Origin of the sequence: Bacillus sp. FJAT-50079 (genome assembly GCF_018343515.1) — a bacterium.
Lineage (GTDB): Bacteria > Bacillota > Bacilli > Bacillales > Bacillaceae_C > Lederbergia.
On record NZ_JAGYPD010000001.1, the window covers coordinates 459,600 to 476,361 of the forward strand.

General features: G+C 37.8%; 11 protein-coding genes. All 11 read right to left on the reverse strand.

Features of this window, described 5'->3' with window-relative positions; translation table 11 throughout:
- Positions 1-201 precede the first annotated feature (201 nt).
- The gene (locus KHA95_RS02180; protein ID WP_213135818.1) at positions 202-2,754 is read right to left on the reverse strand and encodes a rhamnogalacturonan lyase; all 2,553 of its coding nucleotides are present in this window, start codon (positions 2,752-2,754) and stop codon (positions 202-204) included.
- Between the two features lie 568 nt (positions 2,755-3,322).
- Positions 3,323-3,574 carry an HPr family phosphocarrier protein gene (locus tag KHA95_RS02185; protein WP_213135819.1) on the reverse strand — a complete coding sequence of 84 codons (252 nt, stop codon included), beginning with the start codon at positions 3,572-3,574 and terminating at the stop codon, positions 3,323-3,325.
- 9 nt (positions 3,575-3,583) lie between these two features.
- Entirely contained in the window at positions 3,584-5,443 is a 1,860-nt protein-coding gene (locus KHA95_RS02190) for a PTS sugar transporter subunit IIA (protein WP_213135820.1), read from the reverse strand.
- Positions 5,444-5,457: 14 nt separating this feature from the next.
- On the reverse strand, positions 5,458-7,575 hold the full coding sequence (locus KHA95_RS02195) for a BglG family transcription antiterminator (RefSeq protein ID WP_213135821.1): 2,118 nt from the start codon (positions 7,573-7,575) through the stop codon (positions 5,458-5,460).
- Positions 7,576-7,702: 127 nt separating this feature from the next.
- Positions 7,703-9,319 (reverse strand): methyl-accepting chemotaxis protein, encoded by a 1,617-nt coding sequence (locus KHA95_RS02200; protein WP_481748406.1) that lies wholly within the window; start codon positions 9,317-9,319, stop codon positions 7,703-7,705.
- Between the two features lie 590 nt (positions 9,320-9,909).
- Positions 9,910-10,911 (reverse strand): zinc-dependent alcohol dehydrogenase family protein, encoded by a 1,002-nt coding sequence (locus KHA95_RS02205; RefSeq protein WP_213135823.1) that lies wholly within the window; start codon positions 10,909-10,911, stop codon positions 9,910-9,912.
- A gap of 16 nt (positions 10,912-10,927) precedes the next feature.
- Complete coding sequence (locus KHA95_RS02210) at positions 10,928-11,971, reverse strand: NAD(P)-dependent alcohol dehydrogenase (protein WP_349305423.1); 1,044 nt, start codon at positions 11,969-11,971, stop codon at positions 10,928-10,930.
- A 34-nt stretch (positions 11,972-12,005) separates the two neighbouring features.
- Entirely contained in the window at positions 12,006-12,821 is an 816-nt protein-coding gene (locus KHA95_RS02215) for a carbohydrate ABC transporter permease (RefSeq protein ID WP_213135824.1), read from the reverse strand.
- The gene (locus tag KHA95_RS02220) at positions 12,818-13,747 is read right to left on the reverse strand and encodes a carbohydrate ABC transporter permease (protein WP_213135825.1); all 930 of its coding nucleotides are present in this window, start codon (positions 13,745-13,747) and stop codon (positions 12,818-12,820) included. The genes KHA95_RS02215 and KHA95_RS02220 overlap by 4 nt, the downstream gene beginning before the upstream one ends.
- A 90-nt stretch (positions 13,748-13,837) precedes the next feature.
- Positions 13,838-15,238, reverse strand: a complete 1,401-nt coding sequence (locus KHA95_RS02225) for an ABC transporter substrate-binding protein (protein ID WP_213135826.1) — start codon at positions 15,236-15,238, stop codon at positions 13,838-13,840.
- Between the two features lie 328 nt (positions 15,239-15,566).
- Entirely contained in the window at positions 15,567-16,670 is a 1,104-nt protein-coding gene (locus KHA95_RS02230) for a PRK06851 family protein (RefSeq protein WP_213135827.1), read from the reverse strand.
- Between the last annotated feature and the right edge of the window lie 92 nt (positions 16,671-16,762).

Here is a 16,762-nt window from a genome sequence, read left to right on the forward strand (position 1 = left end):
ATAAAACCTCCATACTAGTAGATACATAATAGTATAGCAAAAATATGGATGTTTTTTTCATGATATTAAAACTGGTGATTTCCGCGGGGCGGTCCGTGAGCTTTTTCAGACCCCGAGCTTCGTTCCTTTAATACCAATTTGGTCGAAAACAATTAAAAAGATCCTAACATTCATTTTTCGAATGTCAGGATCATCTATCACTTACTTATTCCACATATCAATAATCTGCTCAGCAAGATAACTTAAGTTTCGCTTCGCTTTCTCTGAAATATTTGCCTGTTTTGTTTTATGGTCGATCTGCGATAAATGTTTTTCCATAAACTTAATTGCTTGCTTTGTTGATCCTTTTTCAGCATGGTGAATCGCTTGTTTATAACTATTATTTAATTGAGATGCTAGCGGACCTGTTAATTCACCATTGTTTTCATATTGGGACATTAAGCCTTCCAATGCCGTGAACAATGCTGGCGTCTCCAATGAAGGAATCGGCACCTTGCTCCAATCAATGTCAGATGCAAAATAGAAGCTCGGATATGCTGGCTGATTATACGTCACATTTTGCCAAGCAATTCCCGTTCTATATTGAGCATCATGCATTAATGTATACAATTTTCGATCTGTTACTTCTGTAGTCACAAAAATTCGAATTGCTGAGCTATCTGCGGTTCTGACAAGTAGCTCTTCCCTCCAGTCACCGAAAATATCAGCTACTAATGAAGGATTTCCCTTCGTACCATTGTTCGTTCTCGTATCAGTTGCGGTTAGCAATCTACCTTTTTTCCAATCATCGATTGTTGTAGTGGCATCACCAGAACCTCCGACAATTTGGGTCGTCATATTTGCCGACCATTTAATATTCATGTTTGTTCCCGGAGCTGAAGTATTAATCTGCTCACCATCAGCCGTCCATAATCCCACCGCCCATGTTTCTAAACCACGCTTGTCAGGATCGACGTCTCCCACCATTCCACGACCTGTATCTCTTCCGGTATATCCGCCGTAAATCACTTTACCTGTTTTCGCATCGCGCAATGCATATCCATAAGGTGCCGAAGCGCCTCCTTCATGAACCATGAAAATTTCAAGTCCGGGCCTGTCAGGATCAATATCAGCAACATGCAGTGCATCACCATGCCCAACTCTTGCTATTGCTCCGGGGTCTGCACTTTGAGGAGGCATAATATCCATCGAACTGTATAATAATGTTCCGTCATGGTCAATCGTAGCTCCGCCATATATGATTTCCTGCTTTCCATCTCCATCCACATCAGCAGTACTTAGTGAGTGGGCTCCTTGAGTGGTAAGCGTTCCAAACTCCGGATCAGTCCCATCGCGACCATGCGGACCGTCATTAAATGGATTCGTCATCGGCGTCCAACCACTATCAACATACCAAATTTCTTCTAAATTTTTTCCGTTCCAATTATACGAAACGAGTGTCGTTCTCGTATAATATCCTCTTGCAAAAACAGCCGCGGGTTTCTCGCCATCAAGATAGGCAACACCTGCTAGAAAACGGTCTACCCGATTTCCTGGCTCAATTCTTGCCATCGCATAGTCGCCCCACATCAAGCCGTCATCATGTCGTCCTGGTTTATAATGAATCGTTTCTAATTCATCCCCTGTTGCACCTTCAAAGACCGTTAAATATTCGGGACCTTCTAGAATAAAACCTTCAAAATTTCTCAGTCGATTATTTCCACTTCTACTAGGAGCATACACATCAATAAAATAATCTGCCAATGACTCAGCATCAGCCCGCGATAACGGATAACTATATTTATTTTCAGTTCCCAAAGCCGCTTCTAGGGTTTTCGGCCAATGACCTTGTACGACTTCCTCATGTTCATGCCAGCCCATAAACATTTTGACCAGATGGTTATAATAATCCTCATTACTCATGCGATAGTCATCTTCATTGCTATACCCAGCGTCAATATCTTCTTGAAGCATCCTTATATATTTTTCAGAAGTAATATTTCCTTCTTTATCGTATTTAATAATCTTTGTACCCGGAGCCGTTTTAAACATCATTTCTGCTTTGCCATCTCCATCAAAATCATATACTAAAAATTGTGTGTAGTGAGCCCCGGCCCTAACGTTTGGCCCTAGATCAATGCGATAAAGAAGCGTTCCTTCGAATGTATAGCAGTCGATATACACATTTCCCGTATAGCCTACTTGCGATACATCTTTAGAGTTTGATGGATCCCATTTTACAAAAAATTCGTATTGTCCATCTCCGTCAACATCCCCTACACTCATATCATTTGCTGAATACGTATATAGCTCACCAGCAGGTGTACTTCCATCTGCCGGTTTATTCAATGGCAAATCATAATATTGATTTTCCCACGGTGTGACTGTATTACTTTCATCTACTTCCTTCCCATCAACAACTGCTCTTACATGATATTCGGAATTTTCCTCACCTTCTCGGTCCAAATAATTTGTACTGTCACTTATATAGGCAATTTTCTTTCCATCGCGATACAGATTGAAATTTGCTCCTATCAATCCATTCTCTCCAAAGTCAGTCACTTCATTTGCCGATAATCTCCAACTAATAAACACACCTTCAGAGGTCGAGGCTGCAACGAGTCCCCTGTCTAAATACTCCATTTGCATACTAATCTTCTCATCTATGTTGTCAGTTTTCTCTGCCCCCGCGGCCCCAGATATCCCCGTAAATAATAATGGTATCGCTAAAGCGACAGTCAATGCTTGTCTACCAAAACCAGACCTTTTGAACATACTTCTATTCACCGTCCTTTATTTTTTAGACAACCGTTTTCTAGTTTCCCCCTCCCTTGTAAGCCTTTTCATTAAAACTTCCTCACAATTATAGATTGACAATTCCGATAAAAAAATTTAAAAAACAGTTATGTTTCTTGAAAAAACAGTGATTCTATTAAGGTAATTCGACATAATTTTCGCTAAACAGGTAAATACTCCCTATCAGTTTGTCGAATCAAGCTCTTTAGTTCTACCCGCATACTAGGCAATAAGATAGAGTTCAGTCGAAAGGACAAAATTGCTCCTATGTAGTTCCTAAAATGATAAATTATAACCCATTAATACGGAAGAAGAACCGATCTCCAGTTAAGGAGGCCGGTTCTTCTTTTATTCAGTCACTCGTTTGTTTTCTCCCTTGGCAACCATCCAAACTTTGTATTTGTATACTATCGAGTTATGATCGCATTTAGTAAGGTGAACATCCATAGTACATGATTAACTAGCGGGTTTACATGAAGTTAACGACCAAAAAGTCCGCCTTCAACATGGCGGACTTTTCTCCCTTCAATCATCCTGATTCCTGATACTAATCAGTTATACATTTCTTTATTTTATTCATAATAATTTCCGCATCCACACCGTCCACAATGAGTGTCACAATGCTACCTTTTGTTACGCCTAATTTTAATACACTAATGATATTGGTAATACACGTCTTCTTTCCTTTATATATTAAGCAAACTTTAGAACTTCCATGTTTTACAATTTCCACTAATTCAGAAGCTGATCTTAAATGAATGCCATACTCACTATTTACCCAAATATCTTGAATAATCATTTACTTCTCCTACTTATACATTTCAATTTTCCTTAGAAAAGAAAGAAATTCTTCCTTTTTTCTAGTATTAATTAGTAATTTCACCTCATCCTTCTCTTCAATTAACCCAGCAATTGATGAAATGATTCTTACCTGCTGATCTCCCACCCCAGAAATTCCAATTAATAGATAGGCGATTTCATTATTAAATTTAATACCATATCGAAATTGAGCTATCACGAAACCAGGCTTGATAATCGAAGTACTTTTTAGATTAAATCCATGCGGAAGAGCGACGCCATTTCCGATATATGTTGACATCATCTTTTCTCTATCAAGCATTTCTTCAATATATCCATTTGTTACATAACCTAATTCTACCATTCGTTCGCCAATTAATGTAATAGCTTCCTCTTTTGAATCTGCTTTGCAATCTAGCATTATTTGGTTTTCCTCGATTAATATAGCCATTTCGGAATCGGATTTTACTTCTACTTTTTTATGTACTTCACCATTATTATTCACTTGCTCCCGCAAGATTTCTAACAAATTATCGTAGACACTCAGATCTGTAAAAGTATCGAAAACATATATTGTAGCTTGAGGCGCAGATTTTTCAGCTCTTTGTTTCAAGGTTTTATGAGTAACTACCATATCCGCATCAGCTGGAATTGCATCCACAGCCGAATGTGAAATATTTAGATGTAAATTTGCCGCTTTTACTCTCTTTCTCAAAAAGGCGGCTCCTGTTGCACTAGAAGCCATTCCTCCATCACAAGCAAATACAATGGTCTCTATCTTTTTTGCCAATGGCTTATGTAGCTTCGGTTTTATTTTATGCTCAATTTCCCTTCCTTCAGAAATATCCCCGTTTGCACTTATTACCGATAAGGAAAGTTCCTCTTTTTTTAGAAGAAAAAATGCGATCACAAAAGAAACAATTGTTGAAAGTAAAATTCCAAGAAACACGAATAACATATCTGTTTTAGGAGCTAATCCTACTAAAAACAGTATACTTCCCGGCGAAGGTGTTGTAACCAAACCAACTTTTGAAAATTGAAAGAAGGCAATGCCAGTTATTCCCCCAGCCATAACTGGCAATAACAAAATAGGCTTCATTAATATATATGGAAAATAGACTTCATGAACTCCGCCAATCGCATGGATTCCTATTGCTGCTTTTATCGAGTTCTTATCCTTGTTCGTTGGGGATTTAATAAGATACGCCAACAAAACTCCAAGCCCAGGACCCAAATTGGACTCTACTAAAAAGAAAATAGACTTCCCTGCTTCTTTCGCCTGTTGCATCGCTATTGGCGAAAGGATCCCATGATTCATAATGTTATTTAAAAAGAATACTTTTCCTGGTTCAATTACTAACGCAAGTAATGGTAATAAGCCTGAAGAACCGACCTGTTGAATAAACTGACTGATTAAATAAAGGATATTTGTAAAGAAAGGACCAATGATATAATAATTAATCATCATAAAGGTTGTGGCAATGATTGCGCCGATTAGGTTTCCAATTAGAAGTTCTAATCCAATGGGTAAATAATCAAGAACAATCTCTTCTACTTTTTTATTGATCCACCCCACAAGAGGACCAATAATCATCGCTCCCATTATCATTGAAACAGGACTTGAAATGATTAATCCAAGTATAGCGATCGCGGCGATTACCCCAGATTTCCCTCCACCTATCACCTTCCCGCCTGTATACCCTATTAAAAGCGGCAATAGCAAATTATACATTGGATCAACTATTTGATATATTTCTTCATTCGGAAACCATCCATATTCACCAAATAAGTTTTTAATGATCCCTACGGCAATAATTGCGGCTATATTTTGAAATACAATTGTACTGAATAATCGACCTAGCTTGTTCATTCTTAATAACTCTCCTAATTTTGGCGCTGTTTTATCTTTTCATCTAATACATTCGATAAAATTCTTTCTAAAGAATTTTTTACTTCTTCACTATTGTGAACTGCTAGGCTATGAATAAATGAATCGTCGACAAGTGAGGCACTAATTTCACTAACCATAGCTATATGCTCCATCCCCGCGCCCGCCGGAACAGCTAATAATAAGATCAGGGATACCTCTATGTCTATTCCATTTTCGTTAACTGAACGAAATGGTCGTTTTAATCGAATAACCACTGTAAGGAGTTCACTTACCCCCTCTGTTTTCGCATGAAGCATAAGTAATTTCCCTAAAATAAATCCCCCCAATTCTTCACGTTTTTCAAGATCCTTTCGCAAATATTGACTATTTTTCACAATAGGGTTAACGGATAATTCTTTAACAATAGAAGGAATTAACTCAGAGCTTGCTTCAAATTCCTCAATTAGTGTCAAATTTCTTAATATTTGCAGCATCGCTTCACCGTATGCAGCAAATACTTTCATATCTTCTTTTTTTATCACCATACGATCATTTCGAGGATGGGCTTCCCTCACTTCAGCTAAAGTATCCTTAATTAATTGAAGATCTCTTTCTAGTAAAAAAGGATTAACAAAAATCATCTTTATATTGGGTGGGCTTGGTAGCGCAACAGTTGTAATAACAAAGTCAATTTCATGCCGCTGATTATTCACTTCTAGCCACTCTGGTAGCATTGAGACAGAGATAATGTTTTCAATATGTATATTTGGAAATTCTAGCTGAAGCTTGGATGCTAAAAATCGAGACGTTCCAAATCCACTGGCACAAACGATCACCACTTTAGATTGCTGAATTTTATTTTCTCCCACTTTTAGCATCGTTGCTCCGATATGTGTTGCTAAATATCCAACTTCAGAGTCCGGTATTATTAGTCCTGTTTTGATTGTGATCTGTTTACATCCTTCTTTACAGGCATCGAAAACTTGAGAGTAGTGTTCCTGAACATATTCAAGCATTGGATTATGAATCTGCAATCCTAATCTTAGACGTGAGATGGTCGGTATTAGATGCGTGACTAAACCGTCAATTAATGATTGATCCTTAGATAGATCAATGAATAACTTTCCCTCTATTACCTTTACAAAGCTTTTGGCAATATCTAACCAATAAAAGTATTCATCATCTATATTATTTTCAGAAATCAACGTAATTCCATACAGATGCATAGCTATATAAGCCACTTCAACTTCCGGAATTTTGATATTAATATATGCTTCTATCTTAGTTGCGATTTCTAGTGCAAGCGGATAATAATCATCTTTTACAAATTTCATAATATCTTCGTCAATGACAAACTCCCCGTGACGTATTCGATCAATGCTTAAGGCAAGATGGATGATCATATTGATATAATCACGGTCAGAAGGCTTAATCTCAGTCTGAGTCTCGATTACTTCCTTTAAAACTCTTTCCACATAAATTACATCTGGAATATGAATATGTTCATTATTTAGCAAAGGGTTATTTTGAGTTAATGGCAATTTATGATTATAAATAGAATCATCCTGATTCGAAGAATAGATAATTTCCAACCATTTATCGATTGAGATACCCATATGAAAAATTTGTGCCGCTGCCATTCGAATATTTTTTTCTGTACCAGTTACATATACACCTAGACCAGGCTTTCTAACTAGCTTTACATTCAATGAAATTAGCCACTCTTCGATATGATCAAGGTCATTGCTAATCGTTGCTTCAGTTACTTTATACTTATTACTAAAGGTAAATAATTTTGTTGGCTCACTATTTAATAGTAATTCACATATAATTCCTTGTTGACGTTCTTTCGGCGTATAAATAACATCTGCTCCCGTTTCAGCTAATAGATCAAGAAGTCTATTTCTCCCTTCTTCACTGCCCTCTATTTTTATTCCTACCCCTAGCTTTCTCATTAGTTTTAAATCAAATGGCAATAAAAGGGAGTTGATCTGTTTAAATTCACGTTGAACGGTTCTTGTACTAACATCGAGCTTATCTGCAAGTTCTTTTACTGTGATTGGATATTTTTTTGATAAGAGAAATCTTATTAACTTTTCCTGCCTTGAATTAATATTAAGATCTATACTCAATGTCCATCCCTCATAATCCCTCTATTAATTTACTTCCTACTTTATTAGCACATAATTAAAAGTCCTATCGATTGAAAGATTAATAAGGATCAATAAGATATTTCAAATATTGGAGCACCTTTTCGTATTAAATTTTAAACTGTCTAATTAATTGATCCAAATTCGTGGAAGCTGCAGAGAGTGATACAGAATTTGCAGTAATTTCTTGCATGGAACTGGTCGTTTGTTCTGACGACGCTGCTGTTTCCTCGATTCCAGCAGAGGCCTCTTCGGATATAGAAGCAATCTGAAATATAGCACTATTCATTACATGAGTACCATTCGTTATTCTAGAAAGATCTTCCGAAATAACATGAATTCCTTTTACAACAGATTGAATTGATTTTGATATGTCATCAAATGCATGCCCTGTTGAATTTATTTGCTTAGTTCCTGATTCAACTTGGTCGAAACATAAATGAAGCGATTCAACAGCTGCTTCCGTTTCGGTTTGTACCATCGAAACAATGCTTGTGATTAAGTTAACGGAACTCTCCACTTGTTCTGCAAGCTTTCTCACTTCGTTTGCAACGACTGCAAATCCCTTGCCCTGTTCCCCTACGCGGGCTGCTTCAATTGAAGCATTTAAAGCAAGTAAGTTTGTCTGTCCAGCAATATCAGATATGACATTTACTAATTGATCAATTTCCTTTGAATGCTTTTCTAATTTATTAACCTTTCCTACTGCTTCACGTACCTGAACATTAATTAGCTCCATCTTAGAGATTGATTCATGGATGGATAAGCTCCCTTTTTGCGTTAAATCTAGTACAACACCCGATTCTTCTGAAGCAATTATCCCATGCTCATTCGCGTCATGAACAAATTCAGATAATGAACTCATCGTTTCTTGCAATTCAGACGCTGATGTCACTTGTGTTTCTGAGAATATGGAGAGCTCTTCCATTGTTTTTGCCACTTGCTCACTGCCAACACTTACTTCAAGTGCAGCTCGGCTCAAATCTACACTTTGGTTTGTGACAATTTTAGAAACACGCCCCATCTCCATTACCATGTCCCTAATTTTTTGTTTCATATAATTGACAGAGGAATATAAGACACCAACCTCATCAGTAGAATGCGTTTTCATCTCTTTTTGCGTTAAGTCACCTGAAGCGATTACTCTCATATAGTTTGCAACTGCAACGATCGGTTTTGAAAGTGAATTGGCCATAAATATAGCAACAATTAACCCGATTACTATCGTCGTCAAACCTATACCTATACTAATCCTAGCAGTCATTATACCGCTTTCAATCACCCCGCGTCCATCGCTTTTAATGTTGTTCGCTCTTGTAGTAGATAATATTTTGAATGTTGATATTAGCTCTTCTCCAACGGGTTCAATCTTATTTCTCAAATTAAACCATGCCAACTCCTCATCACCATTAGCAAATAATTCGAATACTTCCGTTTCGATCATTTCCTCCCATTCTATGATTCGATCAACAGCCTCATTGGTTTCCTTTGATGGTAAGAGCTTTAATAAAATTTTTATAGATACGTCATTTGCTTCAGAAAGTGAGACAAAGGATTGTTCATAGTTTTTATGACCATATAAAAGATATGCACGCGCTAGCGATGTACGTTCAGTAATATTCATTTCAATCTCATTCGCAACCAAAAGTAATGGGAGTTCTTCATCAATTACATTGGTTGTTTGCTTATTCATGATATAAATGGCTGTATAAATAATGATTACCATAGCCAAAACCAAAGCAAGTACAACTAGAAACCCAGTTAAAATTTTTCCCTTTAGACTTTTCAAACTCTTTCCCCCACAATTTTTTTCATCATACACTAAAAATGAATATAGAGGCTGTCCAGAAAGTAGGTGAAAACTGACTTACTGTGATAGCCCCTTTTTTATGTATGGAGATATAAGAAAGATTACATCAACGAAAAATTCGAACGATGTCACCGATCTGTTGCTTTCCGTTCCGGCGCACACTTTCCTCGGGCATGGCTTGAGCCTCCTCTGTCGTTGCGCGCCTTGCGGAGTCTCAAGGCTCATGTCATTCCCGCAGGAGTCGGCGCCTGCACTGCAAGCAACAACCAGCAAGCAGCTAGAATGCTGGAATCTTCAATCAGTGAAAATAGAAAAGAAGTCGACCAAATCGTTCATTTTACGTAATAGATGATCTCTTCGAACAACTAAATCATCAATCGGCATATAGGGACTGAAAATCATTGATTGTAGTTTTGAATCATTGTTTTTCAGTTTGCTTTTCTCCACCTGCTTCATTTTAAGGAGTTAGTGGACAGCCCTACAGCCATTCGTAAACCCGGATCAAATTATAATTTAATTTGGACCTTCAATAAATCGGGATCCCTATTTGAATTGAAAAACTCTACTGTCTCCTCTAAAGTAAGTGTTTTGGAAACTAATGATTCAACTTCAATTCTTTCTTCCTTCAGCCATTGATATGCAGGGAGAAACGTATGATTGATTGCCATTGAACCGATAATAGTCCAATCTTTATTATAAAGTTTAAAAGGACTTAAACTTATTTGAGCATCTTCCGCAGTCACACCAAATTGAAGGTATTTCGCTGTTGGTCCCATAAATTCTAATGCTTGTTCAATGACGGCAGGTATCCCTGTCGCATCGACAACGACGTCAAAACCATTCGGATACTCTTCTTTTAAGCTTGCAAGATCTTGACTTAGAACGCCTCTTGACGCTCCTCTACTAATAGCCATTTCCAATTTCTTTTCTGAAATATCTACAACGATTAGCTCTGATGCTCCTGCCATTTTTAAAGATTGAACGAGCTGTTGTCCCATTGCTCCCGCTCCGAATAACACAACGCGATCGCCCACTTGAAGTTGAAGACGATTCATCCCATGGACAACACATGCCATCGGCTCAATAAAGGCAGCTGCTTCAAAGCTAAGTGAGTCTGGGATTTTCACAACGTTTTTACTTGGTACACTTACATACTCAGCCATACTTCCGTTTAATGTGTTTCCTAAAGCACCCCAATTTTCGCATTGATTGCCACGATTTGTAAGGCAATATTGGCATTCACCACAAAATAAGGAAGGATCCGCAGTTACTCGGTCACCTACTTGAAAGTTTGTAACATTTTCACCTATTTCGTGTATGACACCTGAGAATTCATGTCCTGGAACAATCGGGTATGGTGAAATGAATTCCCCCTTAAAAATATGTACATCTGTCCCACATATTCCAACGTTCTCTACCTTAATAGTTACATCATTCGAACCTGGATGTGGATATGGAACTTCTTTTACTACCGCTACATTCGGTTGTTCAATTACTAACGCCTTCATCATTTTCTTCACCTCATTAGTTAGTATAAATCATGACTTTAATGCCTTTTTCACTTCTTGCAAACTCCACTGCTTCTTTAATCTCTGTTAACTTAAATTTTTGCGTAATAATCTTTTCAATTTTACTTTTAGATGATTGCAGGTGTTGAATCGCAATGGGGTAAGTATTCGCATAGCGGAACACTCCCGATATATCAATTTCTGAATCAACAATATATGGAACATCAAATACGATATCGTTTACAATCGGAAGACCTACGAGAACCACCCTGCCGCCTCGATCTGCGATCTTGATTGCAGATGAAATCGCATGCTGATTTCCTGATGTTTCAATGACAACATCTGCCGCCTTACCGTTTCTCATTTTAATTTCCTCAATAATATCGGTTTCCAAAGGGTCAAATGCTGCAGTTGCTCCCATTTCTAATGCTTTTTCACGTCGATATTGAATCGGATCACTTGTATAAATTTTTGTTACCCCGAAAATTTTTGCTGCTTCAATGGTCAGTAGACCGATAGGACCTAGGCCAGATATAAAAATGCTATCTTCCGGCCCTACCTTTCCCCTCCTCATAGCATGGATTCCAACAGATAGAGGCTCAAGCAACGCCCCTTCTTCAAAGCTCATTTCATCAGGAATCTTAAAGGCGAAGTCACTGCGTATTGCGATATATTCCGCCCATGCTCCGTTTACTGGTGGAGTCGCCATAAATACGACATCCGGACATAAGTTGTAACGGCCATTCTTACAAAAGCTGCATCGGCCGCAAGCTACACCTGGCTCAATTGCCACTCGATCACCGACCGCAACATTTGAAACAAGAGGACCAACTTCAACAATCTCGCCGGCCAATTCATGCCCTAAAATAATCGGTTCCTTCACCACATAACGTCCAATTTTCCCATGATTATAATAATGAATATCCGATCCACAAACACCTATGCAATGAACTTTTACTAAAACCTCATCATTCTTAATTGTTGGGATATGAACCTGTTTAATATGAATCGAATGAGGGCGATCCAATACTGCTGCCTTCATTAATTGATCAGTCATCATACTTGTCCCACCTTCAATTTGATTAGAATCATCCTTATCCTTTCACAGCACCTGCTGTTAACCCTTGAACTAATTGTTTTTGAGTAAACCATCCCAAGACTAATACCGGCAAAATTGAAATCGTGGCTGCCGCCGACATTTTAGCCCAGAACAACCCTTCTTGAGTCATAAAGCTAGCCATATAAACAGGTAAAGTTCCAGCAGTTGTGTATGTTAATGTAATTCCAAAGAAAAACTCATTCCAAGCAAATACCATACATAAAAGTGCCGTTGAAATTAAGCCTGGTCTGACGAGAGGAAGCACAATTTTAAAGAAACATTCCAACCCTGTTGCCCCATCAATTTCAGCCGACTCAATAATTTCATTAGAAATGTCCAAGAAAAACGTTCGCATCATCCAGATAATGATCGGTATATTCATAGCTGAATATAGAATGATTAAAGATAATAAAGAATCGAGTAAATTTATATTTTTAAAGATCAAATAGATAGGAATAATAACTCCGGCGATCGGTAAAAACTTGGTAGAAATATACCAAAACAATAGATCATTTCCTTTTTTCACTTTAAACATAGCTAGCGCATAAGCAGCCGGAACTCCTAGTAACAACGAAAGAAATGTAGTTATGATCGTAACAATGACGGAATTCACAAAGAATTCTTTTACACCGAGATCCCATATGAGCTTGTAATTTTCTAACGTAGGTTCAAAGAAAAGGGATGGCGGAACGATGACTGCATCCGCTTCATTTTTAAACCCTGTAATTAAAATCCATAAGATTGGAAAAAAGTAAATGAAAGCGATCAAATACGTAAGTATAGTAAGGGAGATCCCAATTATTTTTTTCATGCTGCTTCCTCCCTAAATGTTCGACGTATAATGAAAAACAATATTGTCATAATGATGATCGTTAATACTGCTGTGATTACACCCACTGCCGCTGCTGAGCCGACATCCCAACTTTGGAATCCAATTCGGTACGTATAGAAAGGTAGATTTGTTGAAGCATACCCCGGACCTCCAGAAGTTGTAACGAATATCTCTCCAAATACTTGTAAAATGAACATTAATCCTAGTAAAATAACAACCTCAAAATATCTTAATAAATGAGGAATGATAACATGAAAAAATTGTTGTACTTTATTTGCACCATCTAATTGTGCTGCTTCGAGTAATTCTTCAGGAAGGGATTGCAACCCTGCAAGTAAAATAAGCATAAAAAATGGAATCCACATCCAAGAAACAACAAGAACGATAGATTGTAGTGGATAATGAGCAAGAAAATCAATAGCTGGGAGTCCAAGAATCTTTGCAAAATATCCAGCAAATCCAAAGTTCGGATTCATTAAAATTGTTTTCCATATAATCGCAGAAACGGTAGGCATCACAAAGAACGGAGATACCAACATCGTCCGAACAATTCCTTTTCCAATAAAATCTCTATTCATAAGTAATGCAAATGCTAATCCTGTAATTAAACAAATGATTAGAGCACCAACTGTCAGTAAAAAGGAGTTTTTTAAAACTGTCCAAAAAACAGGTTCCGATAAAATCGCAGTGTAATTTGAAAATCCTATGAATGTAAGTCCACGATCTGGTCTCATCAGATTCCAATTATGCAAACTATAAAAAATCGTTAAAATAAATGGTATTTGGGTAACTACACCGACAAATATAATGCTCGGTAAAAGCAGCCTCTTTGTTGGATATCGCCTCCTACTTTTATTCGTATGTTCAATGGTTTTACTAGCCTTTTTCTTAAGAGCCATTTCCATCACTCTTCCCCCCTTGATTGTAATGCCGGCCGTGTCTAAAGTAATGGTTATGTTAGTGGGGGCTAGCCCCCACCCTCCAAACTTAATTGTTTACTTATATCCGCCCTCTTCAGCGACCTTTTCAGCTAATTTTTGTGAAGCATCCATTGCTTCATCGACTGTTTTTTGCCCGGCTAGAGCAGCGGCAATTTCCTGACTTACTTCTGTCCCTAATTGCTGGAATTCAGGTATTGCAACATATTGAACACCTTTATATGGAACTGGGTTTAATGTTGGATTTTCATAATCAGCATTTTCCAATGAGCGTAAAACCATATCTGAGAATGGCGCTGCTTCTTGATATTTAGGATTGTCATATGTTGATGCACGAGTTCCAGATGGCGCTACTACCCAACCTTCACTTTCTCCAACTTTTTCAATATATTCTTTGCTTGTCGCCCATTTAATAAATTCAAATGCCGACTCTTTATTTTTACTTGCAGACTCAATTGCTAATGACCAAGCCCAAAGCCAGCCATTATTATCCTTTTTCTGAGATGGAGCAAATGCATAACCGATTTTACCCGCAACCTGCGTATTACTTGAATTTAAAAATCCTGCTGCCACCGTTGCGTCGTACCACATGGCTGCTTTTTCCGTTGACATCAATGTTAGGGCTTCTGTAAACCCAGTAGTTGTTGCACCTGATTGACCTGCTTTACCAAGTAGATCCACATAAAATTGAATGGCTTCTTTTGTTTCAGGACTAGATAATTGAGCGTTCCAATCCATGTCATACCATGAACCGCCAAACGCATTAATGATTGTTCCTAATGGAGCCATCATTTCTCCCCAACCAGGAAGTCCACGAATAATAATTCCCGGTACATCGTTTGCTTCTTGAACCTTAACTGCTAAATCTGCGACTTCATCCCATGTTGGTCTTTCTGGCATTTCTAAACCAGCTTTTTCAAACATTTCGATATTGTAATAAAGCATGCTGCTTTCGGCATAAAATGGCAGCGCATACAGTTCTTCATCATAAGAAAGTGCATTTTTTACCGCTGTAAAAATATCTTCAATGTCATACTCATTTTTTTCCTCATCAGTTAAACTTTCAAAAAATGGATGTAGTGATTCGATCCATCCATTCTCTGCCCAGATCGGTGTATCATAAGTTCCAATTGTGACAATATCGAACTGACCTGCCCCTAACGCTACATCTTCCGTTACTTTTTTACGCAATTCATTTTCTGGTAAAACGACGAATTTAACTTCTATTCCTGTTTCAGCTTCAAAATCCTTTGTCATCTTTTGCATAATTTGCATATCTGGATTATTAACTGTTGCAATCGTTAATGTATCCTTACTTTTTGAAGCGGTTTCATTTTGTTCAGGCTTCTTTTCTCCATTTTCATTATTACTGTTTGAAGCTGTTCCGCCTCCACAAGCTGCTAACAATAGTGACATTACTAGTGTTAGTACCGCTACTAAATTTAACTTCTTTCTCATTCTTATCCCCCTTGACTTTTTGTTTTTTCTAACAATTCAAAGTATAACAGGGGATATTTACATACAATAGTCAAAGTTGTCACAACTTTGTCATATAAGGATATGACAGTTTTTAATAATAGATCAAACATTCAATGATTACGCTAGAATGACGGGATATTTCTCACGCGAATTATGTCCATTTCTGGATTGACAAAAATTGCAGAGAAGCATGAAAAGGGTGCTTTGCATATTTACAAAGCGTGTTTCGCCATATCTAAAAATGGGGTTACTTTGTTTGATAATATATTGCAAAACATAAAAAAACCTTCTTACATCAGCAAGAGGGTCATGATAATCGATTATTATTTACAAGCTCTTGAATCTCCCCATTCAATTCCATCAATATATGATCAATATGGGTATTATTAGTCACCTCGGCATAAATTTTCTCCATTTTATCCTGATAACCTTTCGCCTCGGCTAAATACCTTTTCCCATCATCCATGTTTTTACGATATGCCGCCTCGATTTTCGCAATTTCATCAGCGAATGTTTCATCTGTTCCGGGGGCCACTGTTAGTTCATACATATCAACCACTTCGTCCCCTACGCGACTTGGAAAATATTCATGCGGCTTTGTACTATCAAAGACAGCCCAGCCAAGTTCACGGACGAGGACCATATCCAGACTATTTGGATCAAATCCACAGTGGTATATTTCCAAGTCATAGCCACGTCTTTCTGCTTCCCCCGCAATTTTCTTTAAAAAGGTTGATTTTCCTGTACCTGCTCTCCCTTTGAGGAAATATCTTGCCTGTAAATCTTGCGTAATATGATCAACAAAATCAACAGCGCCATTCGGAGTAGCAGCCCCTAGAAATCGACGAAGCACACATGATTCATTTTTCGTTTCTTGTGCTTGAGCAAATAACTTAATAATGAGTGAGTTTGCAACTTGATCTGCCTTTTGAAAGTCCATTTGATCAATGTAGATCTTTTCCCAATCATCATGAACACGAAGGCCTGCCGCATACGACTTATACGCATTGGTTAACGCAATTTCCTTTTGATCGTTTAACGCATTAATCTCATTTTCTTTTTCATCAAGATTAGCTGTCCGGCAAGCTTGATCCATATCGATTGTTTCCCAGTAAGAGCCAACATATTCTTTTCCAATTGTTCTGGGATGATCACCATCAACAACCGCAACACTCAATGCTCGAATGATAGCTCCCTCTAAGCGACTAGGATCATTTGCACGATGAAAAGCTTCGATCGAATAACCTTCTTCGCTCCATTTTTGAACGATTTTTTCTATTATATATGACTTTTCAGCAACTGACTTTCCTGACAAAATAAATACACGTTCAAGATCGGTAAGATTCGAGTCATACAAACTGTAAAATCCTTTCGCCGTATTCCCTCCGGCAAAGTATCGTAGAATTTCCATATCGCCACTCCTGTTATCAATGATTCCATTTAGCCTATGCGATGATGCTTGGATGTGTACGTTCTTAGGATGTTCATCCTTCGGGAAATCTA

What these genes read in the sequence shown, in the direction of transcription:
- KHA95_RS02180 (WP_213135818.1), bottom strand. Translation starts at nt 2,754, where the DNA reads ATGTTCAAAAGGTCTGGTTTTGGTAGACAAGCATTGACTGTCGCTTTA.
- KHA95_RS02185 (WP_213135819.1), bottom strand. Translation starts at nt 3,574, where the DNA reads ATGATTATTCAAGATATTTGGGTAAATAGTGAGTATGGCATTCATTTA.
- KHA95_RS02190 (WP_213135820.1), bottom strand. Translation starts at nt 5,443, where the DNA reads ATGAACAAGCTAGGTCGATTATTCAGTACAATTGTATTTCAAAATATA.
- KHA95_RS02200 (WP_481748406.1), bottom strand. Translation starts at nt 9,319, where the DNA reads ATGGTAATCATTATTTATACAGCCATTTATATCATGAATAAGCAAACA.
- KHA95_RS02205 (WP_213135823.1), bottom strand. Translation starts at nt 10,911, where the DNA reads ATGAAGGCGTTAGTAATTGAACAACCGAATGTAGCGGTAGTAAAAGAA.
- KHA95_RS02210 (WP_349305423.1), bottom strand. Translation starts at nt 11,971, where the DNA reads ATGATGACTGATCAATTAATGAAGGCAGCAGTATTGGATCGCCCTCAT.
- KHA95_RS02215 (WP_213135824.1), bottom strand. Translation starts at nt 12,821, where the DNA reads ATGAAAAAAATAATTGGGATCTCCCTTACTATACTTACGTATTTGATC.
- KHA95_RS02220 (WP_213135825.1), bottom strand. Translation starts at nt 13,747, where the DNA reads ATGGAAATGGCTCTTAAGAAAAAGGCTAGTAAAACCATTGAACATACG.
- KHA95_RS02225 (WP_213135826.1), bottom strand. Translation starts at nt 15,238, where the DNA reads ATGAGAAAGAAGTTAAATTTAGTAGCGGTACTAACACTAGTAATGTCA.
- KHA95_RS02230 (WP_213135827.1), bottom strand. Translation starts at nt 16,670, where the DNA reads ATGGAAATTCTACGATACTTTGCCGGAGGGAATACGGCGAAAGGATTT.